Origin of the sequence: Acinetobacter halobius (assembly GCF_044130335.1) — a bacterium.
Lineage (GTDB): Bacteria > Pseudomonadota > Gammaproteobacteria > Pseudomonadales > Moraxellaceae > Acinetobacter.
In genome coordinates this window covers 36,473-56,719 of sequence record NZ_JBIQOD010000008.1, presented here as the reverse complement: position 1 = coordinate 56,719, position 20,247 = coordinate 36,473, and the positions used below count along the sequence as shown (strand labels likewise).

At 40.6% G+C, this 20,247-nt stretch carries 20 protein-coding genes and 1 pseudogene; 14 read left to right on the top strand and 7 right to left on the bottom strand.

Features of this window, described 5'->3' with window-relative positions; all coding sequences use genetic code 11:
* The first annotated feature begins 327 nt into the window (after positions 1–327).
* The 8 genes from ACE01U_RS08820 (at position 328) to ACE01U_RS08785 (ending at position 11,262) form a co-directional block, all read left to right on the top strand.
* Positions 328–2,112 carry an IucA/IucC family protein gene (locus ACE01U_RS08820; RefSeq protein ID WP_395579232.1) on the top strand — a complete coding sequence of 595 codons (1,785 nt, stop codon included), beginning with the start codon at positions 328–330 and terminating at the stop codon, positions 2,110–2,112.
* Entirely contained in the window at positions 2,105–3,556 is a 1,452-nt protein-coding gene (locus ACE01U_RS08815) for a lysine N(6)-hydroxylase/L-ornithine N(5)-oxygenase family protein (protein WP_395579231.1), read from the top strand. The genes ACE01U_RS08820 and ACE01U_RS08815 overlap by 8 nt, the downstream gene beginning before the upstream one ends.
* Positions 3,553–5,388 (top strand): IucA/IucC family protein, encoded by a 1,836-nt coding sequence (locus ACE01U_RS08810; protein ID WP_395579230.1) that lies wholly within the window; start codon positions 3,553–3,555, stop codon positions 5,386–5,388. The genes ACE01U_RS08815 and ACE01U_RS08810 overlap by 4 nt, the downstream gene beginning before the upstream one ends.
* A 27-nt stretch (positions 5,389–5,415) precedes the next feature.
* Positions 5,416–6,060 carry a GNAT family N-acetyltransferase gene (locus tag ACE01U_RS08805; RefSeq protein WP_086209237.1) on the top strand — a complete coding sequence of 215 codons (645 nt, stop codon included), beginning with the start codon at positions 5,416–5,418 and terminating at the stop codon, positions 6,058–6,060.
* Complete coding sequence (locus ACE01U_RS08800; RefSeq protein ID WP_086209236.1) at positions 6,057–6,437, top strand: hypothetical protein; 381 nt, start codon at positions 6,057–6,059, stop codon at positions 6,435–6,437. Before ACE01U_RS08805 ends, ACE01U_RS08800 begins: the two co-directional genes overlap by 4 nt.
* Positions 6,425–7,669, top strand: a complete 1,245-nt coding sequence (locus ACE01U_RS08795) for an MFS transporter (RefSeq protein WP_322873880.1) — start codon at positions 6,425–6,427, stop codon at positions 7,667–7,669. The genes ACE01U_RS08800 and ACE01U_RS08795 overlap by 13 nt, the downstream gene beginning before the upstream one ends.
* 29 nt (positions 7,670–7,698) lie before the next feature.
* Positions 7,699–9,963, top strand: coding sequence for a TonB-dependent receptor (locus tag ACE01U_RS08790; protein ID WP_395579229.1), 2,265 nt, complete (start codon positions 7,699–7,701; stop codon positions 9,961–9,963).
* 75 nt (positions 9,964–10,038) lie between these two features.
* Positions 10,039–11,262 carry an MFS transporter gene (locus ACE01U_RS08785; protein ID WP_086209234.1) on the top strand — a complete coding sequence of 408 codons (1,224 nt, stop codon included), beginning with the start codon at positions 10,039–10,041 and terminating at the stop codon, positions 11,260–11,262.
* 15 nt (positions 11,263–11,277) lie between these two features.
* Here the strand turns inward: ACE01U_RS08785 and ACE01U_RS08780 are convergent, their stop codons facing one another.
* Together ACE01U_RS08780 and ACE01U_RS08775 are read right to left on the bottom strand one after the other, a co-directional pair.
* Complete coding sequence (locus ACE01U_RS08780) at positions 11,278–11,979, bottom strand: LrgB family protein (RefSeq protein ID WP_086209233.1); 702 nt, start codon at positions 11,977–11,979, stop codon at positions 11,278–11,280.
* A 9-nt stretch (positions 11,980–11,988) separates the two neighbouring features.
* Positions 11,989–12,405, bottom strand: a complete 417-nt coding sequence (locus tag ACE01U_RS08775) for a CidA/LrgA family protein (RefSeq protein WP_086209232.1) — start codon at positions 12,403–12,405, stop codon at positions 11,989–11,991.
* Between the two features lie 100 nt (positions 12,406–12,505).
* Here ACE01U_RS08775 and ACE01U_RS08770 point away from each other — a divergent pair, with 100 nt between their 5' ends.
* The 3 genes from ACE01U_RS08770 (at position 12,506) to ACE01U_RS08760 (ending at position 16,356) form a co-directional block, all read left to right on the top strand.
* The gene (locus ACE01U_RS08770; RefSeq protein ID WP_395579228.1) at positions 12,506–13,405 is read left to right on the top strand and encodes a LysR family transcriptional regulator; all 900 of its coding nucleotides are present in this window, start codon (positions 12,506–12,508) and stop codon (positions 13,403–13,405) included.
* Positions 13,406–13,611: 206 nt separating this feature from the next.
* Positions 13,612–15,753: a bifunctional mannitol-1-phosphate dehydrogenase/phosphatase gene (gene mtlD / locus ACE01U_RS08765; RefSeq protein WP_395579227.1), complete on the top strand. Its 2,142-nt coding sequence runs from the start codon at positions 13,612–13,614 to the stop codon at positions 15,751–15,753.
* 114 nt (positions 15,754–15,867) lie between these two features.
* Complete coding sequence (locus ACE01U_RS08760) at positions 15,868–16,356, top strand: winged helix-turn-helix transcriptional regulator (RefSeq protein WP_395579226.1); 489 nt, start codon at positions 15,868–15,870, stop codon at positions 16,354–16,356.
* 2 nt (positions 16,357–16,358) lie between these two features.
* On the opposite strand, the gene ACE01U_RS08755 is transcribed toward ACE01U_RS08760, so the two are convergent.
* Genes ACE01U_RS08755 through tusD form a run of 4 tightly spaced genes read right to left on the bottom strand, consistent with a single transcriptional unit; the run spans position 16,359 to position 17,740 of the window.
* The gene (locus ACE01U_RS08755; protein WP_395579225.1) at positions 16,359–16,670 is read right to left on the bottom strand and encodes a TusE/DsrC/DsvC family sulfur relay protein; all 312 of its coding nucleotides are present in this window, start codon (positions 16,668–16,670) and stop codon (positions 16,359–16,361) included.
* 14 nt (positions 16,671–16,684) lie between these two features.
* Complete coding sequence (locus ACE01U_RS08750; protein ID WP_151706597.1) at positions 16,685–16,966, bottom strand: DsrH/TusB family sulfur metabolism protein; 282 nt, start codon at positions 16,964–16,966, stop codon at positions 16,685–16,687.
* A gap of 10 nt (positions 16,967–16,976) precedes the next feature.
* Positions 16,977–17,327 (bottom strand): hypothetical protein, encoded by a 351-nt coding sequence (locus ACE01U_RS08745; RefSeq protein WP_086209226.1) that lies wholly within the window; start codon positions 17,325–17,327, stop codon positions 16,977–16,979.
* A 44-nt stretch (positions 17,328–17,371) separates the two neighbouring features.
* Positions 17,372–17,740 carry a sulfurtransferase complex subunit TusD gene (gene tusD / locus ACE01U_RS08740; protein ID WP_395579224.1) on the bottom strand — a complete coding sequence of 123 codons (369 nt, stop codon included), beginning with the start codon at positions 17,738–17,740 and terminating at the stop codon, positions 17,372–17,374.
* Positions 17,741–18,011: 271 nt separating this feature from the next.
* On the opposite strand from tusD, the pseudogene ACE01U_RS17060 reads away from it, so the two are divergent.
* The 3 genes and pseudogenes from ACE01U_RS17060 to ACE01U_RS08730 all read left to right on the top strand — a co-directional run.
* Positions 18,012–18,416, top strand: a pseudogene (locus ACE01U_RS17060) (site-specific integrase); the annotation flags it as partial.
* A 63-nt stretch (positions 18,417–18,479) separates the two neighbouring features.
* Positions 18,480–19,223 (top strand): ubiquitination-like system serine protease family protein, encoded by a 744-nt coding sequence (locus ACE01U_RS17055; RefSeq protein WP_489752746.1) that lies wholly within the window; start codon positions 18,480–18,482, stop codon positions 19,221–19,223.
* On the top strand, positions 19,223–19,720 hold the full coding sequence (locus tag ACE01U_RS08730; protein ID WP_395579222.1) for a hypothetical protein: 498 nt from the start codon (positions 19,223–19,225) through the stop codon (positions 19,718–19,720). Before ACE01U_RS17055 ends, ACE01U_RS08730 begins: the two co-directional genes overlap by 1 nt.
* A 271-nt stretch (positions 19,721–19,991) precedes the next feature.
* Here the strand turns inward: ACE01U_RS08730 and ACE01U_RS08725 are convergent, their stop codons facing one another.
* Positions 19,992–20,210, bottom strand: a complete 219-nt coding sequence (locus tag ACE01U_RS08725) for a DUF6500 family protein (protein ID WP_395579221.1) — start codon at positions 20,208–20,210, stop codon at positions 19,992–19,994.
* Positions 20,211–20,247 lie beyond the last annotated feature (37 nt).

The window sequence follows — 20,247 nt, the reverse complement described above, 5'->3', positions numbered from 1 at the left end:
CAGGTCATCTGAGTGGGCTTTTTTCAATCTAAAATAGAGAAAATTTATAGTTCAGATCAATTATAAATTCATAAACTATCATTTAAAGCTATGGTGTAATTTCGTATACTCTATATTTGAAAAACTGATTAACAATTTAAAATAAATATAAAACAATACTTTATGTTGTTTTTTGGGTGGTTTTTTCAAAAGTAAACAAAATTGCAAAGATAAATGATAATAATTACCATTAACATGCTTTACAGCGTTGGCCAACGTGAACACCTTTAAGAAACATAATTACATGAAATGAGCTTGAAATAAGCTTTTATAAGAGGATATGGTCAGATGAAAGAGCAAGCCAATCGCTTGGCGATGCAACATCTAGTCAATGCATACTCACAAGAAACAGGCAATTCTAATTTGCTTGAGAAGTATCAACAAAACTCAACTCAACTCGCGTTTAGCCAAGGTTTGACGCTGTTATCTTTACCACTCAATTTAATCCAAGCGCAGCTTTTTGTTCCGTTAAGCTATGTCAGCCGTGTTGGGCGACATCGTATTGCTGCTTTGCCTCAAATTTTTCAAAAAGGTCAGAAGCTTAACTTTAGCTCAGTTGCAATGGTCAGTCTGCTACTAGAAGAGTTGGTTCAGCAAACCCAAGGTCAAGTAGACGCGGCCTCATTATTAGAGCGTTGGATCCAAAGCCGCGATGCTTTACAACAGTTTTTAAATATCCGAGCAGATGATTTTGATGAGCTTGTTCAGGCTGAGCAAAGTTTTATCGCATCTGAACAAGCTTTGATTTTAGGGCATAGCATGCATCCTGCGCCAAAAAGCAGAACAGGTTTTGTACATGAAGACTGGCAGAAATATTCACCTGAAGCCAGAGGACAAACTCAACTTCACTATTGGCTAGTGGCACCCGAATATATTGCTGAAGGAACAGCACTTGAGAACCCTTTTTCAGAGCAATTGAAGCAAGAAATTCAATGGCATCTCTCAGAAGCCGAAAGTGTCACGCTGTCTACCTATGCACATTATAAATTATTACCCTTACATCCGTGGCAAGCCCGCTATTTACAAAGTAAAGCATGGTTTAAACATTTAAAAACGAAATTGAAAATTATCGACTTGGGTGAAAAAGCATGGCTCTTCTCACCAACAACATCTGTTCGCACTCTAGCTAGTTTTAGTGCGCCGTGGATGCTGAAACCTTCGCTTTCAGTGATGATTACTAACTCTATACGTGTCAACTTAGCCAAAGAATGCCATCGCGGTGAAATGACGCATCGGCTTTGGCATAGTGAATTGGGCCGAGATATTTTAAAACAATGCCCAAGCCTAAAAGCGGTCAATGATCCTGCATGGATTGCTCTACAGCTGGATGGTGAAATTATTGATGAAACAATCTGTATCGTGCGTGATCAGCCATTTGATCTAAAACAGCAAGTGACATGTATTGCTTCATTATGTCAGGACCATCCTATAAAAGAACGCAATCGTTTTAACGCATTATTTGAGCAAATCGCAGTTCAACACAGGCGAGATGATAAAATACAAATTGCCCACGACTGGTTTAAGGCTTTCTTAAATATCAGTCTGAGCCCACTCATGTATGTTTATCATCGTTACGGAATGGCCTTTGAGTCGCATCAACAAAATGTCTTGGTTGAGTTAAAAGATGGTTGGCCAGAGTTGCTGTGGCTACGTGACAATCAAGGCTTTTATTATATCGAAGAGTTTGCAACTGAAATTTTACAACAGTTCCCAGAGCTGAATGACAAAGCTCATGCGGTTGGACCAAAGGCATTTGTCGATGAGCGTTTTAGTTATTATTTTTTTGGTAATACCTTATTCGGCATCATTAATGCCATTGGTGCAACAGGCTATGTAAGTGAACATGATTTACTTACAGTACTTCAGCAATATCTATTGGGGCTTTTAAAACAATATCCAGAGAGTAGTTTAATTCAGAGTTTGTTGTATCAGCAGACTTTACCCTATAAGGGCAACTTGTTGACCCGATTATATGAACTAGATGAATTAATAGCAGCTGTTGAAAATCAGTCGGTCTATATTCAGTTAGCCAATCCGTTATGTATCAAACAAGAGGATGCTCTCTATGCTTGATTTTATTGCGATTGGCCTTGGACCATTTAACTTAAGCCTTGCCAGTCTGTTGCATGAAAAGACGGAATTAAGCTATCTGTTCTTTGAGAAAAAACCGCAGTTCGACTGGCATGCAGGTATGCAACTCCCCAATACAGTTTTGCAAGTTCCATTTATGGCAGACCTGGTGTCGATGGTCGATCCGACTAGCCCGTTGAGTTTTTTGAATTATTTAAAAACACAACAGCGCTTATATAAATTCTACTTTCTTGAACAGCAACACATTCCACGTAGTGAATACAACCATTATTGCCAATGGGTGGCAGATCAACTCAGTCATATTCAATACCAATCAACAGTTAAGGCCATTTATGCTAAAAGTGAAGGTTATGAGGTCGTGGTTGAACAAGGTGGCCGTTTTATCCGTTACTTGTGCCGCAACCTAGTAATTGGTTCAGGTAACTTGCCTTATTTACCTGATTGTTTACATAAGTTACAGCAGCAAGTTCCTGAGAAATGTATTCATTCATCAGACTATTTGACACATCAAAAAGAAAAACTAAAAGGTAATGTCGTGGTCTTAGGTTCTGGCCAGTCTTCTGCTGAGGTCTTCTTGGATTTGTTCGATCAGCAGTATCAACATGATCGTACAAAAATAGCAGACTTCAAGTTGCACTGGCTGACGCGTTCCAATGGCTTTTTCCCGATGGAATATGCCCCTTTAGGGTTGGAACATTTTAGCCCGAACTATACCCAGCATTTTTACACGCTTTCGGAGTCACAAAAAGCTGCGCAGCTAAAAGATCAAGCGTTGTTGTACAAAGGTATTAGTGCCAAAACCATACGAGATATTTACCAAAGGCTCTATCACCGTAGTATTGCATCTACCCCGCAAAAAACACATTTGCATGCTCAAATTCAGTTGCTTGATGCTGAGTTGATGGAAAGTCAGCATATCAGATTAAGTCTTGAACATACGGTAACTCAACAGCGCTTCTATATGGATGTTGACTTTGTGGTTGCATCCACAGGTTATTACAGCCCTGAGTTTCCATTTTTGAAATATTTAAAACCTTTGATTGCAACCGATCAAATGGGGCGCTGGAAAGTCAGTCAAGATTATCGTTTACAGCATAGTGCGATGGGCGAAATTTTTGTGCAAAACCAAGAGATGCATAGTCATGGTGTTGGTACACCAGACTTAGGACTTGGTGCATTTCGAGCAGCGACGATTGCCAATCAATTGCTCGGTTATCAGCTCTATGAAATAGGAAGTAATGAGCAGACTTTCCAGCACTTTAAACCTGAGTTAAACCCCGAAGTGTATGTGCAGCATGGCATATCCACTCAGAGGGTATCAGTTTCAGTTCATTCTTTATCCAAGTCCAAAAATACTGAACAGCAAAAAATACAAACAGGTCTACATCCATCTATGAAGGCCTATACATTCGAGAAAATAATATGAACTTTGCACAACTTCAAGTGAATCAGAAACAGTGGCGTTCAGCAGGACAGCGTTTAATCGAAATGGCGATTGCTGAATTTTTATATGAAGAAATTATTCAAGTGACTCATTTAAGAGACCACAGCTATCAACTTCTTTTGGATGATCAAAGCTATACCTTTAAAGCTCAGAACTATTTATTGGGACATTGGCAAATTGAGGAGGGTTCGGTACGCGAGTTGGGTGCGGTTGAGGATATTCCTGCATGGAACTTACATACTTTTATTCGCGCCTTTTCAAATCAAACTGAAGTTAAGCCTTTTACTAAGGCGTATTTGATCAAAGAAATGAACAATACATGGTTAGCTGAAGCGCATTTATTTGATGAAAGTCGTTTAAGCAGTACAGCGGTATTGACCGCATCTCATCATGAAATTGAAGGCATGTTGCGTGGTCATCCGTGGTTGATTATGAGTAAAGGTCGGATGGGTTTTGGTTATGATGATTATTTAAGTGCTGCGCCAGAACTTTCTCCAACTGTAAAAGTACTGTGGCTAGCAGTCCATCGTGATCTAGCGGAATTTCGCTCTACCAAAGAGTGGCAAGCGGGGACACTCTATCAACATGAGTTAAGTGCAGAACAACTCACAAATTTTGAACAACAATTACATGACAGAGGCTGCTCTTGTCGTGACTATTTCCTCATTCCCGTACATGCATGGCAGTGGCACCAATGGTTAATGCCAACGTATGCTAATGAAATTGTAGATCAGCGTATTATCGAGTTAGGTATTGGAGACGATGACTACGTGCCGATGCAGTCGATTCGCACGCTTTGCAACATTAGTCAGCCTGAGCGGCATTATGTCAAATTACCAGTCAGTATTTTCAATACCGCAGTGTATCGAGGATTGCCATCTAAACGGAACATCGCAGCCCCAGCCGTCACAGCTTGGCTAAAGCAGATTCAATCTCAAGATCCAGACTTAAAACAGTCAGGTGTTGCATTCTTAGGTGAAGTCGCAACATTGACCATCCATCAGCCATGCTTTGATGAGATTGAAGGCGCGCCGTATCAGTTTAAAGAACTGTTTGGATGCTTATGGCGTGAAAGTATAGACCCAGTGATTGGAACTGGTGAACAGGCACTTTCGCAAGCAGCTTTGTTACATCGAGACATCAACGGACAGTCAATATTAGCTGTGTTGATTAAGGCCTCAGGTTTGAGCCCATTACAGTGGTTAAAACGCTTTGCTGAAGTATCTATTACTCCACTCTTAATTTGTTTGTACAAATATGGCTTGGCTTTTTCTCCACATGGGGAAAATACCATGTTGATTCACACCAATGGCGTACCGCAGAAAATGGTGCTGAAAGACTTTATTGATGATGTCAACTTGGTCGATGAAGAGTTCCCAGAGTTGGCTGGTTTACCTATTGAGGGACAAATTTTACTGCGACATCCTGCGCAGGAACTCAGTCATTTTATTTTCACTGGGCTGTTTATGGTGCATTACCGCTATATCTGTAATGTATTCCTACAAGACTATCCTGAGCATAGTGAAGTTGAGTTTTGGCAGACTATTTCATCAGTGATTGATGCGTTTCATCAGTCGCATCCAGAGTTGGCAGAACGTATTGAAAAATTTGCCATGTTTAGAGCAGAGTTTGAAAAGATTTGTTTAAACCGTGTGCGCTTATTTACCACCAGTTATAACGATGAGGCAGAACGTCCTGTCCCTGTATTTTTAGATCCAATTGCTAATCCTGTCAGCCCTGAAACCTTAAAACGCTGGTCAGAACAGGTAGCGAAATCAACTGATGATACAACTACAAAGCGTATCGCATCGTAAAATACTAAAAAATTAGAAGGCTTCCCCATGAAAACACTGTCACAGCAACTTCCCGATTTTTATGAATACTATGAGAATGAGACGCAATTTTACCTACGTCAAGTGCAGTATCCAGAGGATTTAGCATTGTTACATAAATGGATGCATGAGCCCCACGTTATACCGCAGTGGCAGCTGAATAAGTCTGAAATCGACCTTGCTGTTTATTTTGAAAAAATGCTGGCTGATGATCACCATCGGTTGTTGATCGTAGGGGTAGATGGTCAGGATGTGGGTTATACCGAAATCTATGAAGGCAAGCGTGACCGCCTTGGGCGTTATTACGATGGCGATGCTTTAGACCTTGGTTGGCACTTACTGTTTGGTGAAAAGTCAGCTTTCGGCAAGGGCTACTTGCGCCCAGTAATGCGCTTGTTGGGTTTTTACATTTTTGAGAATGCGCCATCCGAAAAAATTGTTGGTGAGCCTGACCATACTGTTAAACCTTATGCAGCAGTAGTGGAAGAAATGTGCTATGAGGCACAGCGCCTAATTCCGATGCCTGAAAAAACAGCCATGTTGTATTACTGCTTTAAACATAAATTCTATGAAAAATTTGGAGGGTATTTAACTCATTCAACTGCATTTATGCAAAACCACAACCCACTCAATAGGACTGAGGAATTTACATGAGCTATAGCTCAGAACATATACACATCATGAATATGCGATTTTCGGAGGATGTTACAGTCGCCGAATTTGAACAATGGCTCAGCCAAATTGAACGTTTTTTCTTAAAGAAACAAAACTTTGCTTTGGTCATGCAAACCGACGTTGGTACGGAGTTTCCAGAAGAATACCGTCAATTGCAAGCGGCTTGGTACAAAACATACAAACAGCTTTTTTTTCAATATTGCTTGGGTTTAGTCCGAATCGCACAAGACCCGGCAGATCAACAACGACTGAATACACCCGCACTGCATGCTGCGTGGCGGGTGCCTTATTACGTCACGCTTGATCATTCTGATGCACTGCAATGGGCAGTGCAGAGGTGGATATGCAAAACCTAAATTCACAAAGAGCAACACGCCAAATCTCTGCTTTGAGCCTAGCCGTTGTTATTGTTTTATATCTGGCGCATGCCTTGCCTTTGTATTTTTACAATGTGGCATTACCCGCTATTTTGCGACATCAGGGGGTGGATTTACGTTGGATTGGAATGTTGTCACTGCTTTATATTCCATGGGCTTTTAAATTTTTATGGGCACCACTGATTGACCGACTCTATATCAAGAAGTTAGGGAAACGAAAAACATGGTTGCTTTTTACTCAAATAGCATTGGTTCTTGGCGTTCTGGCCTTGGCTTTTACCCAGTTCTCTTACGGATTGATCGTATTTGTTGTGATTGGTTTATGGATCTCAAGCTTTGCTGCGACTCAAGATATTGCTATTGATGGCTATACCGTTGAAGCTTTTTCAGAGTCCGAATACCGTCTAGGCAGTATGGCACAAAGTATTGGGGTCGCTTTGGGGAGTATGTTAGGTGGTGCGGCAACATTATGGTTGTACCAATATTACGGCTGGGAAAGTGCATTGGTGTGCTTAGCAGTCATGACAGCATTGACCATGTTTGCTGTTTTTTACATTCAAGAGAATGCAAGTGAACAGACGAATATCGCTAAACAAGCTCCAAGCTTAATCCGTGCTTTTAAACGGCCAGAGATTTTATCGGCCTTAGCACTGATTTTGTGCTATCGCGTGGTTGAAGCACCTGCAATGGCGATGCTCAATCCGATGCTCATTGACCAAAAATGGACGCTTGCTCAAATTGGGGTGCTGATGTCTGTGATTGGCGCAGGCGTGGGTTTGCTCGCTGCCGTTACGGCAGCATTTCTTCTGAAAAAGTTGCAAGCTACTCAGTTGCTTATTTGGGCGGGGTGGTGTCGAACGGTGTTGTATGGAGTGATTGGCGCAGCCATTGTTTTGGGCTGGTTAAACCAGTGGCATTTACTCTTGGGGGGATTTGTGATTGTCATGCTTGCGATTCGTTATGTAGCAATGACTTCACTCTATGCCTATTTCATGCAGAGCAGTTCTAAAGAACAGGCAGGCACGGACTTCACCATTTTGGTGTGTTTTGAGCTACTGGTTTATTTCATTGGGGGAGCTACATCGGGATTTTTAGCCAAATCACTCGGATATGGCAATTTTTATATGGTATTGGCGGTTGCGTCTGTGGTCAGTGTACTACTGAGCCAATACATCATTTCACGTCATCAAAAAACTCAACAAAACTTTTGAATCAAGAAATTTAATAAAAGGAAAAAGATATGAGCCGTTTTATGTTACCTATGCAGTTGACTTGTTTAACACTTGCTGTATGTACACAATTGTATGCACAAGATGATGTCACTACAACATTAGATAGCCAAACAAGCCGTGTTGAAGCTAAACAAAAAGAGGCTACACAACTGGCACCGATTGTGGTGACAGCAACTCGTTCTGCAAAGAGCATTGCGGATATTGCGGGGACAGTTTATAGCATTGATCAAGCTGAAATTGAAAAACAGGCCAATGCAGGAAAGAGTATTGCAGATATCTTGGGAATGTTAGTTCCATCTCTGACACCGAGTAGTGGAACGACCTCAAACTATGGTATGACCATGCGTGGTCGTGTAGTGCAATACATGATTGATGGTGTACCGCAAACAGGTTATCGCGATGGTTCACGTCAGTTAAATAGCATTCAACCGTCTATGATTGAGCGTATTGAAGTGGTTTCAGGGGCAACCAGTATTTATGGCTCGGGAGCAACAGGCGGGATTATTAATATTATTACCAAACGTGGTGGCCAAGACCCGATTAGCTTTGAAACTAAAGTTGGGATGACTGCGGGAAATAACTTTAAATCAGATGCTATGGCCTATGAAGCATCACAAAATATTTTGTTTAACCAAGGTGCACTACAAGGGGCTTTCGGTGCCAGTTATACCACTCGTGGTGAAATTCAGGACAGCCATGGTCACCGTATTGGGCCTGAAGTTGCGCAAACAGACCGTCAAGATACGGATACATTAGATATCAATGGTCGTTTGACTTGGAATATTTCAGATAGTCAAAGTTTGAGTTTTGGTGCTCAATATTTTAATGACGAACAAGATAGTGAATATGGTCCTGACTATGGTCCGAGTTTAGCCTATTTAAGACGTGACCCAACCTATACTGCCAGTCTTGCTGCGGTCAAAGGCATGCAGTTAGAGACCCAACCGCAAACTGAACGCTACGCATTTAATACGCAATATGAAAATCAAAATGTATTGGGGCATAACTTAAATGCTGAAGCGTACTATCGGAATGAGCAAGCACGCTGGTTCCCTTCTGCTCAGGCTATGGGAGGCGGTTTATATCTTGTTTATCAGTCGGAAACAGATATTGATGTTTATGGTGCGCGAGTTGCCTTGCAGAAACAATTTGACTTAAATGGTCGGAAGTTGGGACTCAGCTATGGTATTGACTATGAAAATGAACAAGATGAACAAAATATTCAAATGTACGATAGTGCTGCATTTGTGGCTAGTAACGGTCTAAATTATAAGCCTTTTAATTATTATGCTTTTGGGCCAGATGTCGAAACGGAAAAGTTGGGTACCTTCATTCAAACAGACTTTGATGTGACAGATCGCTTAGGCTTAAAAGCAGGGGTGCGTTATGAACGTGTAGAAAGCCAAGTGGATGGATCAACGCCTTATTTAGAGGCAATTACCGCTGACTTGCGACCAGGCTACCAAGCCAAGACTTTAAATGGCGGTAAAGTAAAGCATGACGCGACATTGTTTAATGTGGGTGCAGTTTATCACTTAAGCGATGCTCAACAAATTTTTGCAAACTTTTCCCAAGGCTCAAATTTACCTGATATTCAACGTATGCTTCGTGATGTGCCTGCAAGTTTTACAGTCAACAGCCAAACCATTGACCCAATTAAAGTGAATAACTACGAGTTGGGTTGGCGTGTGCAAGCTACAAATGGTCTAAATGCGGGCGTGACCACTTTCTATAATGACTCAGATAAAAGTTTAAAGTTTGGCCGTCCAAACTATACCATTGAAGTCTTAGATACAGATGAGCGCGTTTATGGTGTAGAAGGAAATGCGTCATATCGACTACAGCCAAATTGGACAGTGGGTGGAACCATGGCGTATACCCGTGGACAGTTCAAAAATACTGCTGGGAAATGGCAAGAACTAGATGCAATCAGAGTTGCGCCACTGAAAGGCACAGCATTTTCTGAGTGGCAGTTTAACAATGACATGAGTCTACGTGTTCAAGCCTTAGCTATTGGTGGTACGGATAAAGCAAAAAAAGACGCTGAAAAGTACGGTTCGACTGTTCCTGCTGAAATCAAAGGCTTTGCAACGATGGATGTGATTGCCAATGCAAAAGCAGGTCCAGGTACGATCGGCTTTGGGGTGTATAACGTGTGGAATACAGACTACAAATCGGTCTATAGTCAATCGGTTGAGTCGGTTTATGGGGCTATTTCAAGCTTAGCTGCTCAAGGTCGAACCTATGGTCTGAGCTATACATTGAAATACTAACTGTATGTCTAGAGGTAGCGTTCAGCTACCTCTTTACTTTGTAATCTCGCCTTAAAATATGGTTCAAATAATAAAATGAATAGCAATAACAATATTTTTATTGCAGGTAGTCTTGCCAATGGCGCCTGTTTCTCAATGATTTTACCTTTGCTTGCGCCCTTTATTCGGCAACTAGGGCTGACTGAGCTGCAAGGTGGTGCATTGGTGTCGGCTGGGGCATTAGTCATGGCAGTTTCTGCTATTTATATCGCGAAGCAAACCCAAAAATTCAGCATTTATCAACTATTAAGTATTGGTTTCACTGGTATGGCGCTGACATGGGGCTTATTTGCAGGTGTTCTTAGTTACGGGCTGAGTTATTCCATGTCGTTTATTGTTTTGTTTAGCTTACTCATATTGACCCGTGCCAGTACGGGCTTTTTTATGGCAATGCCACAAATTGCGCTGCAAAGTTATGTCATGACGGCTTTTCAAAGTGAGCAGGATCGTAGTCAGAACATGGCAAAGTTTGGCGCACTAAACAGTATAGGGGTTGTCATTGGGCCTTTGGTGACGACCATGTTATTGACATGGAGCATGTTGACACCACTTTGGGGTGCCGTGGCTATTTTAACGGGTATGGCGGTTTGGATTGTACTTAGTTTTCAAGCAAAGCAAGCGCCACAGGTACAGGAACAAGCGGATACTGCGGCGAAATTAGACACTCTGCCGACAGAAAAATTGCAATGGTCAAAATTAGGGATTTGGTTATTGTTAGGTTTTAGTTTATATGTTGCGATTGTTACCTTAAATTTAACTGCTGGTTTTTATATTCAAGATCGCTTCCATTTCGATACCTATCAAAGTGCAATTTATTTTTCTCAGTGTTCATTGATTGTGGGGATCGCACTGGTTTTAATGCAATTGGCGATTTCAAAACGACTCAATTGGTCAATTAAACAATTATTATGGTTCGGTCTAGCGACAATGGTCTTGGGGTTAATACTTTCAGTCAGCGCTAGCCAGATTTGGGTTTTTCAAGCCGCTTATCTTTTTTATGGTATTGCTGTAGCTTGTTTAATGCCCGCTTTTACCACAGGGGCAGCCCAAACAGCGTCAACCACGCTACAAACTAAAATAGCCAGTTTATGTACGGCAACACAGGCTTTAAGTTTTGTTTTCGCGCCGTTGCTGAGTACTGGACTCTATCAGGTGAACCAACATTTGCCCTATTATTTTTTATTGGCACTAATGATGGGCTTAATGCTGTATTTTGCTTTTAAAGGCATTAAAGAGCAGAATTTTAGTCGTATTAGCTGAAGCTATTATTGTGCCTTAGCTGAGTAGATAAACTACTGTTTTAATTAAACTTGGACCAAAAAGAACCATAAAGATACCTGCTAAAACCATACTGAGACAGGCTGCTACGCCTTCTTCTTTATGGCGTTTGAACGCAGTGCTGGTACCAAAACCATGTGCTGCATTGCCCAAAGATGCTCCTTGAGCGAATTTGGAATCTAGTTTTAGGACTAACAATACAGAATTGGCCAAAAGTCCACCGACTATACCAGTGATCACAGTGAATAAAATCACCAGATCTACAGAACCACCAACGGCTTTGCTGAGCTCCATGGCAAAAGGGGTAGAGATAGAACGACTCATCAAACTGTAACTGGTTACAGCATCAAAATGAAACAAACGTGCCAAGTAAAACGAGCTAAGTACTCCAACCATCATGCCGATGATAATACCTAATGCTATAGAGAAAGCATGTTGTTGAATGACTTTGCGATACTCAAAGATTGGAATGGCGAAAGCAACTGTCGTAGGGCCTAACATCCATACGAGCCACTTACTGTAATACATATAGTTGTCATACTGAATATGGAACATCATCATACATAGGATGATGAGACAAGGGATTAGAATGGTTGGTGAGAATAACAGATAGGGATATTTCTGATAAAAATTTTTACCCCAAATATATGCCAGTATGGTCCCGATAAAACAGATTAAGGCTACAAAATGAATATGCATGGTGGTTCCTTAAACTTGTGTATTGAGCTGATGGGGTCGTTTGGTCTTTTTTTGAAACTTTTCTTCAAGCTTAAAGCCTAAGGAGACACAGTAGGCCGTGCAGGTCATTACGCAAATGGTACCAACAACAATAGATAAAACCAGTTGCCAGCCTTGAGTAAGAAAGAGATGTTTATATTTAATTAACCCGATGACACAGGGGATAAAAAATAATAATAGCTCAGTGAGGAGTAGATCAGAGCCTGACTTAATCCATTCTAGTTTGAATAATCCTGTTAACAGTGCAATAAGCAAAAGTGTTAAGCCGACGACTCCACCAGATACAGGCAAGGACAGCGTAGCTTGTACAAACGTACCGATATACCAAATGGCCATTAGCAGGCCGACTTGAAGAATTGAACGATAAACCAGTTTGAACGGACGCATCTGATGTCCACCATGTTTGGATTGTTAGTGTTATTTTAAGTTTGACCTAGGGTGGTAATTATGAATAATAAAATAATAATTATGCTTATTTGGAATAATTTTGGATTTTAAGACCCTTAAAATATTTGTGCAGCTAGTGAAAAGCCAAAGTTTTAGTGTAGCTGCTGAGGAACTGTATTTAACTCAACCCACTATTAGCAAAGTATTAAGGCAACTAGAAGATGAAATTGGCTTACCCCTCTTTCATAAAGGGCAAGCAGGACGAAAGCGAGAAGTTAAATTGACCTATATGGGGGAACAGCTGTATCAGCATGCATTGCAGATTTTACAACAGCAACAGCAAATTTTTGAAACTGCTGATCAGATTCGAGGGGTAAAGCAAGGTGTGCTAAGACTCGGTCTGCCACCTTTAGGTTCAGTCCTTTTAAGCTCATTGATTGCTAAATTTCATAAACTTTATCCCAATATTGAGTTGAATTTTTTAGAAGTCGGTGCAACAGGAATTGAAGAAGCAATTTTAGCGAAAAATATTGATGTGGGTATCTTACTGGGAGAATTAAAGCCTAGTATTCAGGGGATACAAATTATTGATTCGCCGCTGTGTTTGCTTTCCAACCATGACTCACAATGGAGAAAGCGTGACGTGGTGCAATTTGCCGAGCTCAAAGAAGAATCGTTTCTGCTGTATGCAGATACCTTTACATTGAACCATGTGATATTGGAAGCAGCTATGGCAGCAGGCTTTGAACCCAAAGTATTATGTAAAAGTAGTCAGTGGGACTTTATTGCCAAAATGGTCGAGTCTGGTGTCGGTATTGCTTTATTACCACAAATTTATTGTGAGCAATTAGATCGCGCAAAATTCAGTGTCAGTTTAGTGGAACAACCAAGTTTGCGCTGGAACTTAAATATGGCATGGAATTCCACCGTACTCATGAATCCTGCTACTCGCGCATGGTTGTCGATCATTGATGAATATAAAGATCAAATTCATTTTTAGATGGCTCATCTCCAGATAGAATTTGTTAAAAAAATGATCGCTATGGTTACGGTTCGATTACCTAAGACTACTTTATGTTTACAAAAAAATGCTTAAACCCCATCCTATTGATCAATAAATAAACAAAAATGTTTCATAAAATCAGATCAAAGTCTCTGTGCTCGATTTTTGTATAGTCTAAGTGCAAACATAAAAACGGAGGCTAAATGTTTAAATTTAAAAATGATATTGTGCATGGTGCGCTTTTTGACATGGATGGAACAATGTTTGATACCGAACGTTTACGGTTTCAAACCTTGAAACAGGCATCCAAAGAGCAGATTGGGGTCGAGTTTTCAGATGCCTACCTCATGGCTTGTTTAGGTTTAAGTGCACGTAGTTCTGAAGCGCTAGCTCAAAAGCAATATGGTCAAGAAGTTCCTTACGGGGACATTCGTAAGCGAGCTGATGAATTAGAATTAGAAACAGTGCGCCAATATGGTGTTCCGATTAAAAAAGGATTGGTGCAAGTTTTAGAGCGGTTGCGTAAAGCGGGGTTACGTATGGCCGTGGCGACCTCTAGTCGAAGAGCAATTGCTGAAGAGTATTTAATCAATGCCAATGTTTATAAGTTTTTTGATGTCTTGGTCTGTGGTGATGAAGTTGAACAGGGGAAGCCACATCCTGAAATTTTCCTTAGTGCAGCTCAAAAGCTGAACCTCGCACCTGCACAGTGTTTCATGTTTGAAGACTCTGAAAATGGCATCCGTTCAGCACATGATGCTGGGGGCATCTGTGTACTGTTCAAAGATATTAAAGAACCGAATGCAAGTATGTTGGCTCATGCCAATTATTATTTTGAAAATATGTATGACTATCTAATGGAATTAGATATCTACAGCTCGCATCTGGAAATGCCCAATTTACAAGAAAGCTTTCCTCAAACTTTAAATCAACTCACTGTTGGAATTCACGGCTTTGGTGCGATTGGTGGCGGTTATATCGCACAAATTTTATCGCATTGGGATGGTTATACGCGTCCTAAAAAAATCTATGCGTCTACACGGAATAGCTTATATCGCTCAGCCGTTAACGCATTTGGGGCATATTGTATTCGCTATGGGCAAGTGTCTTATGATGAACGTATTGAAAATATGCATATTATTGATGCTGAAGACTTACAGCAGATGCATGCCATGTACGTCGAGTCGAGTTTAATTGCGATTTGTTTAGCTGAAAATGCTCTAGTCAGTGAAGCAGCAACCATTGCACAGGGCCTCTATGCACGCTATCTAGCACAAGATGAGCAAGTTCAAACTCCACTGACGCTGTTAATTATCTTAAATAAAATAGGCGCCAAGCAGTTGGTTCTTGAGCAGGTACGTAAAGCCTTGGTGGAATTAACAGACCATGCTGTTGCCGATTTTATTTTAGAGCAGCACTATTTCTGCGATACGGTAGTCAACCGTATGGTGTCTAAGCTAAGCGATAAAAATCTATATCGTCAACTGTGCATTAAATACAATATTTTTAAGCAATATCAACTTGATGATGAGAGTAATCAAATTGAAGTTGAAGATGTCAGTAAACTCAGTGCAGATCAAGAACGCCGTGCCAGTGAATATGTTGAGGATTTGAGACAAAACTTTCAACCGAGCCATATTTTACAGCATATGGATTTAATTCTATTCAATGCTGAAATGGATATGCCAATCTATGTAGAAAACAAAAGTCCCTTACTCAGTAAAATGCGTCAAATGATCTTGGTCGATCAAATTTCAGATATTCAGCTCATTAAAAACCGCTTATGGAATGGCGTACATGCCATGACTGCATGGTATGCCAGCTTACTCGGGCATCAGACCATTGGAGTAGCGATGGGCGATCCGCGAGTGCAGTATTATGTTGAAAAACTGCTTGCAGAAGTGACGCAAGGTCTGACGCATTACCTGCCAAAACGCAAAAATGATTTAATACGATTGGCAAAAAGTTTTGATCAGTCATGCCAGTATGCTTATAAAGACCCATGCAGCCGTGTTGCGCGTGACCCACTGCGTAAGTTGAGCGCATTTGAACGTGTTTTTTCATCGGTTGCTTACAATGTCTCGCATGGATTTTCTTTTGAAGCCTTATTAAGTGGTGCAATTTTTGGCTATGCATACCTGATGATAGAAGATGATCAGCCAATAGAAAGCCTTTTGGTTCATTTGAAACAACAGCTTCAACAGATGTCGCTGTCTAAAGAACATAAAAAAGCTTTGTATTATGTCATGGAAAAACGTCTCAATGAGCTACAAAACGGTGAAATTGAAATAGTAGACTTTATGTTCCAGACGCAGCAAAAGGCTTTAAAAGCCAGTTATGTGTAATGGAGTAGTGCATAGCTACAATTAGATGTTTAAAGAGAAGTCCAGGTAAAAGGGCTTTTCTTCTGTCTTTAAATCTTTTAACGTTACGGGAACAATCAACATGGTTCTTTTGTAATGAAATGGGATGAGATCGGGGAGCAGCCTTGTTCAATTGCACGAACACTGTCGGTAATTGGTGACCGCTGGACTGTGCTGATTTTACGAAATGCATTTTTAGGAATGCGCCGATTTGAAAGTTTTCAAGAAAATTTAGGTATGACTCGGCACCTGTTGTCTGCGCGATTAAAGCGCTTGGTTGAACATGATATTTTGGAGAAAAGACCCTACACGGATCGTCAAGCAAGATTTGAGTACTGTCTAACTGAAAAAGGCTTGGCTTTATATCCAGTGCTGATGTCGATGGCAACATGGGCCGATCAATGGATGGACGAGGGGCAAGGTCGTCCCGTGCAATTTATCCATAAAACCTGTGGGCATAGCATTCAGCCACATTTGGTTTGTAACGAATGTGGTGATGCCATACATGCCAAAGACATCAAAGCGATACCGACACAGGTTTATGTTGATGCTTTAGCAGCTCAATCAGACATTAAAGAAGCTTAGGCTTATAAACAGTTTGCAGGTTTTGGTACACCAGCCAAACGGCTCAGATGGCGCGCTACAAGCCCAGTATTAAACTTTTCTTGCAGTATGGCATTATTGATGTCTGCGTTGACTGTTTTCATTAAAAACTTAATCAGTGGACGTGTTGCAGGTGAGTGTCCAAACTGTTGGTAAAACTGACGCACTGCTATAAGGATTTCAAAGTGCCAATCGGTCAATTCAAGCTCTAAAGATTTTGCTAACTCTTTTGCAACCTCTTGATTCCAAATGGTGTAATCGACTAAATGACCATCTTGGTCTAATTCTAAATTCATCTAAACACTCAAAATTATTTTAAACTGATACAACGACTATGGCTTAAGCATAGCTCAGCAAACCTAACATAGCTGATGGTTTCTAGGTTGCTCGGATGGGCAGCAGCTATATTTTCAGCATCCTGCTCAAGCACAAAGATACAAGGCAACTGCTGAATAAAAGGATGCTGTATATAAAGGACCGCATCTCCCATTAAAACCACATCATCCCCTGATTGATACAAGTTTTGTAATTTACTCAGCGCTAGCTCTGTCGCGGCAAATGGAGACTGCACGAGATAAAGTGTTTTGCTCATAACTGTCTCCTTACCAATACAGCACATGGTCAAACTGTTGTATTAAATTGGCATTGAGTTCAACACATTCTATTTCTTGCTCGGTTTGTTGAACAAAGGCAGAAGCTTGATTTTTGGTTTCAATCCAAATCGGGCTTAAGTCATAAAACTCAAAGCTATCAACCATGTTTGACGCCAGTTTAAAAGCATGCTTTAAGGGTTCAAATGACTGAGCATCGTTTAATAAGCTGAGCGCAGCATCTTGTAATAAAACTTTGACTTCACAGCCAAAAGTTGCAAGAACCATCGTTGCAGAGAGGCTTTCATGCACCTGCAAAGAGTTCAAATTGGCTTGGGTTAAAATAACCAGTACAGATTTCACACAATATACCTTTTAAAAGCAACAAATTCTTGAAAACTTAGCACTTAGAATTGAATTAAGCGCTCTGCAGACTGAACGGCATCGGCTAGTTCCCCTAAGCCGACCAAGTCAAAACCTGTAGCAAGATTATGCTGTGCTAACTGATGACGCTGTGCATTTTCGGCATCGGTAATTCCTCGAGCCAAGGCTGCACTAACACAAACTGGCAGGCGAATGGTGAGTTTTTGCCACTCAGAACATAGATTCCGTTGGTCGTCAGGTACCCATTGTAGGGCATTGGCAACTTGAACAGCATCTTGGTAGAAAAACACTCGAAAGAGTTCATTTTTCGCATGCAGTGCTTGTGCTAAGCCCAGCGCATGCCATGCATGAATCGAACTCGGTGCGGAGGTAATTAGTAATAAAGTACTCATCAAACTTCACTAGAGAAATGTCCAAAGCTTGCTTGGTACATTCGGACTTCATAATAAAAAGGTAGTATACAATGATTTTAGGTGGTATCTAAAGAATTTAGGACCGAATATAAAAATTATTCTAAAAATAAATATTTAAAAACAATAGGTTATTATTAAAATGAAAACATAAAAGTACAAAAAGTCATTTTTAATCTGCACGAAATTCCCTGTATTTTCTTTCTTTTTATTACATTCTCGATAGAATAAAAGGCAATCTGCACCAAGAAAAATGAAGCTTCCGAAACCAATACAACGTGGGTCAACTTGGCGTATCACTGTAACTTTTGACAAGCAGCGATACTCAGCAACGAGAGATACAGCAAAAGAGTGCGAGCACTGGGCATCAATCAAGCTACTGGAGCTTAAAACAGGTAAGGCTAATCTAGAACAAGGAATAAAGCCAGCATATCCATTTCGTCAACTATGCGATAAGTATTATCAAGAGCATGGCAGACATATGCGATCTGCTAGAACAATTATGCTCAAGATAAAAAACCTTGATCGTATTGCACCCAATGTTGCTGATAAGTCTATCTATGATTTTAAGCCCAGCGACATTGTTGAATGGCGAAATAAACGGAAAAAAGAAGTCAAAGTTTCAACTTTGAGAAATGAGCACGCTATTTATTCGGCAGTTTTCACTTATGCCTTGAAAGAGCTTTTTTTAATTGAGTCTAACGTTTGGCAAACGGTACCAATGCCAAGTAAGGAGAAATCAAGAAATCAGCGAATCACACCTGAACAGCAAGAAATGTTTCTCAAAGCACTAGATTGGGATGGACTCTCTACACCTGAAAAGTCTAAACACTATGTAGCATGGGCATTTCTATTTGCGCTTGAAACAGCAATGCGACAAGGTGAAATATTGGCAATGCGTGGATCAGACCTGAGAGAGGGTTTCATACATTTGCCGATGACCAAGAATGGTGAGTCTAGAAACGTACCGTTATCGAAAGAAGCCAAGCGTTTACTTTCATTGTTACCTACCAGTACCGACGTTTTGGTCCCCATTGATAAAGATAGATGTTGTGCAACGTGGGTAAGAGCTAAAAAAAGAGCGAATCTTGCTCACATCAATTTCCATGATTCACGACATGAAGCCATTACTAGAATGGTTAAGGTTCGGAAATTACCTGTTGAGGTTTTAGCAAAGATCACTGGGCATAAAACGATTGGGATATTAATTAACGGTATTTATTTTATTGAATGCCCTGGATGTAAAACCATGCATCCATTCTATGTTGATCCGAAACATAAAATTCGTTGGGATTTCAATGGAGATTTAGAGAAACCAACATTTAGCCCAAGCTTAATGGTGAATCAAGGTCACCCCAGTCAATGTCATTCATTTGTCACGGATGGGAAAATTCAATTCTTATCCGACTGCCATCATGGACTGGCTGGGCAAACTGTTGACCTTCCCGACGTGGAGGAATTCTGATGCCATTACTTTTACTGATCTGGAATAACAAGCGCTGGACATTAATCATTGTGCTTTTGATCTATGGGCTCTTTCAAACATGGCAATCCAATTTACTTGCAGGCGATTTGAATAAAGCAAAAGCGAGTTGTGATGTGCGTGTCTCGGAAGCAATTGCGCCTTATGAAACAGCAATCACAAAAGCAAAAGAACAGAAAGCCATTACTGAAAAGGCTTGGTCAGATAAATATATTAAGGTAGAACAAAATGCGATTAAAAAAATACAAGATGCGAATGCTGCCGCTCGTAGTGCTGACTTGGCTGCTAGTGGGTTGTCAAAGCAACTCAGTGAAGCAAACAAACGTCTGTCCACAGCTCCCCGAGAAACCATCATTGAGTACACCATTACCAACAGTGAGTTACTCGAAGCTTGCACAGCAGAATATCGAACTGTGGCAGAAAAAGCAGATGGCCACGCAATTGATGTTGAACGACTGAGTGGGGCGTGGCCAGAATAGAATATTAAGCTGCGCATCCTGCTTTCAGGGTGCACAGCAAATTCAAATTCGACGAAGCTCTATTGAATTTGATCATATATAGAAAGAAAATTGAAAAAGATTAGCTTTTTTACCCTTGGCATTCTAAGCCATTTTAAATTCTTTTAGCATTCGTTAACTATAAAATATCACTACCCACAGTCAACATCCCTTCCCAACTAAAGTAATCCCGCGTTAAACTCACGACTCATCGACCAGCCACGGTTTGGCTGGTGGAATGTAATATCTATGATTACTGCTCACTTAAAACAAGTTGCCTAACCTTAACAGCTTTCTCAAAGTGATCTAGCTTGTGCTGTAGAATCCACCACTGAGCAGCCTCCATCAATAGTTCTGGGTTATCATTTTTATTCTTAAAAAAGGCATAAAAGGATAGACCTGCGTTATCTACTTTTTTCTCAATTTTCTCATTGCATCCACGAATAAGAATTTCTTTTAGTTCATCTCTCATTTTTTGACCTATCTTAATTATTCAATTTCTTTAAAAC

What these genes read in the sequence shown, in the direction of transcription:
- ACE01U_RS17055 (WP_489752746.1), top strand. Translation starts at nt 18,480, where the DNA reads ATGCCAAGTAAGGAGAAATCAAGAAATCAGCGAATCACACCTGAACAG.
- ACE01U_RS08785 (WP_086209234.1), top strand. Translation starts at nt 10,039, where the DNA reads ATGAATAGCAATAACAATATTTTTATTGCAGGTAGTCTTGCCAATGGC.
- ACE01U_RS08800 (WP_086209236.1), top strand. Translation starts at nt 6,057, where the DNA reads ATGAGCTATAGCTCAGAACATATACACATCATGAATATGCGATTTTCG.
- ACE01U_RS08755 (WP_395579225.1), bottom strand. Translation starts at nt 16,670, where the DNA reads ATGAATTTAGAATTAGACCAAGATGGTCATTTAGTCGATTACACCATT.
- ACE01U_RS08760 (WP_395579226.1), top strand. Translation starts at nt 15,868, where the DNA reads ATGAAATGGGATGAGATCGGGGAGCAGCCTTGTTCAATTGCACGAACA.
- ACE01U_RS08820 (WP_395579232.1), top strand. Translation starts at nt 328, where the DNA reads ATGAAAGAGCAAGCCAATCGCTTGGCGATGCAACATCTAGTCAATGCA.
- ACE01U_RS08795 (WP_322873880.1), top strand. Translation starts at nt 6,425, where the DNA reads ATGCAAAACCTAAATTCACAAAGAGCAACACGCCAAATCTCTGCTTTG.
- mtlD (WP_395579227.1), top strand. Translation starts at nt 13,612, where the DNA reads ATGTTTAAATTTAAAAATGATATTGTGCATGGTGCGCTTTTTGACATG.
- ACE01U_RS08790 (WP_395579229.1), top strand. Translation starts at nt 7,699, where the DNA reads ATGAGCCGTTTTATGTTACCTATGCAGTTGACTTGTTTAACACTTGCT.
- ACE01U_RS08725 (WP_395579221.1), bottom strand. Translation starts at nt 20,210, where the DNA reads ATGAGAGATGAACTAAAAGAAATTCTTATTCGTGGATGCAATGAGAAA.
- ACE01U_RS08815 (WP_395579231.1), top strand. Translation starts at nt 2,105, where the DNA reads ATGCTTGATTTTATTGCGATTGGCCTTGGACCATTTAACTTAAGCCTT.
- ACE01U_RS08750 (WP_151706597.1), bottom strand. Translation starts at nt 16,966, where the DNA reads ATGAGCAAAACACTTTATCTCGTGCAGTCTCCATTTGCCGCGACAGAG.
- ACE01U_RS08780 (WP_086209233.1), bottom strand. Translation starts at nt 11,979, where the DNA reads ATGCATATTCATTTTGTAGCCTTAATCTGTTTTATCGGGACCATACTG.
- ACE01U_RS08805 (WP_086209237.1), top strand. Translation starts at nt 5,416, where the DNA reads ATGAAAACACTGTCACAGCAACTTCCCGATTTTTATGAATACTATGAG.
- ACE01U_RS08810 (WP_395579230.1), top strand. Translation starts at nt 3,553, where the DNA reads ATGAACTTTGCACAACTTCAAGTGAATCAGAAACAGTGGCGTTCAGCA.
- tusD (WP_395579224.1), bottom strand. Translation starts at nt 17,740, where the DNA reads ATGAGTACTTTATTACTAATTACCTCCGCACCGAGTTCGATTCATGCA.
- ACE01U_RS08730 (WP_395579222.1), top strand. Translation starts at nt 19,223, where the DNA reads ATGCCATTACTTTTACTGATCTGGAATAACAAGCGCTGGACATTAATC.
- ACE01U_RS08775 (WP_086209232.1), bottom strand. Translation starts at nt 12,405, where the DNA reads ATGCGTCCGTTCAAACTGGTTTATCGTTCAATTCTTCAAGTCGGCCTG.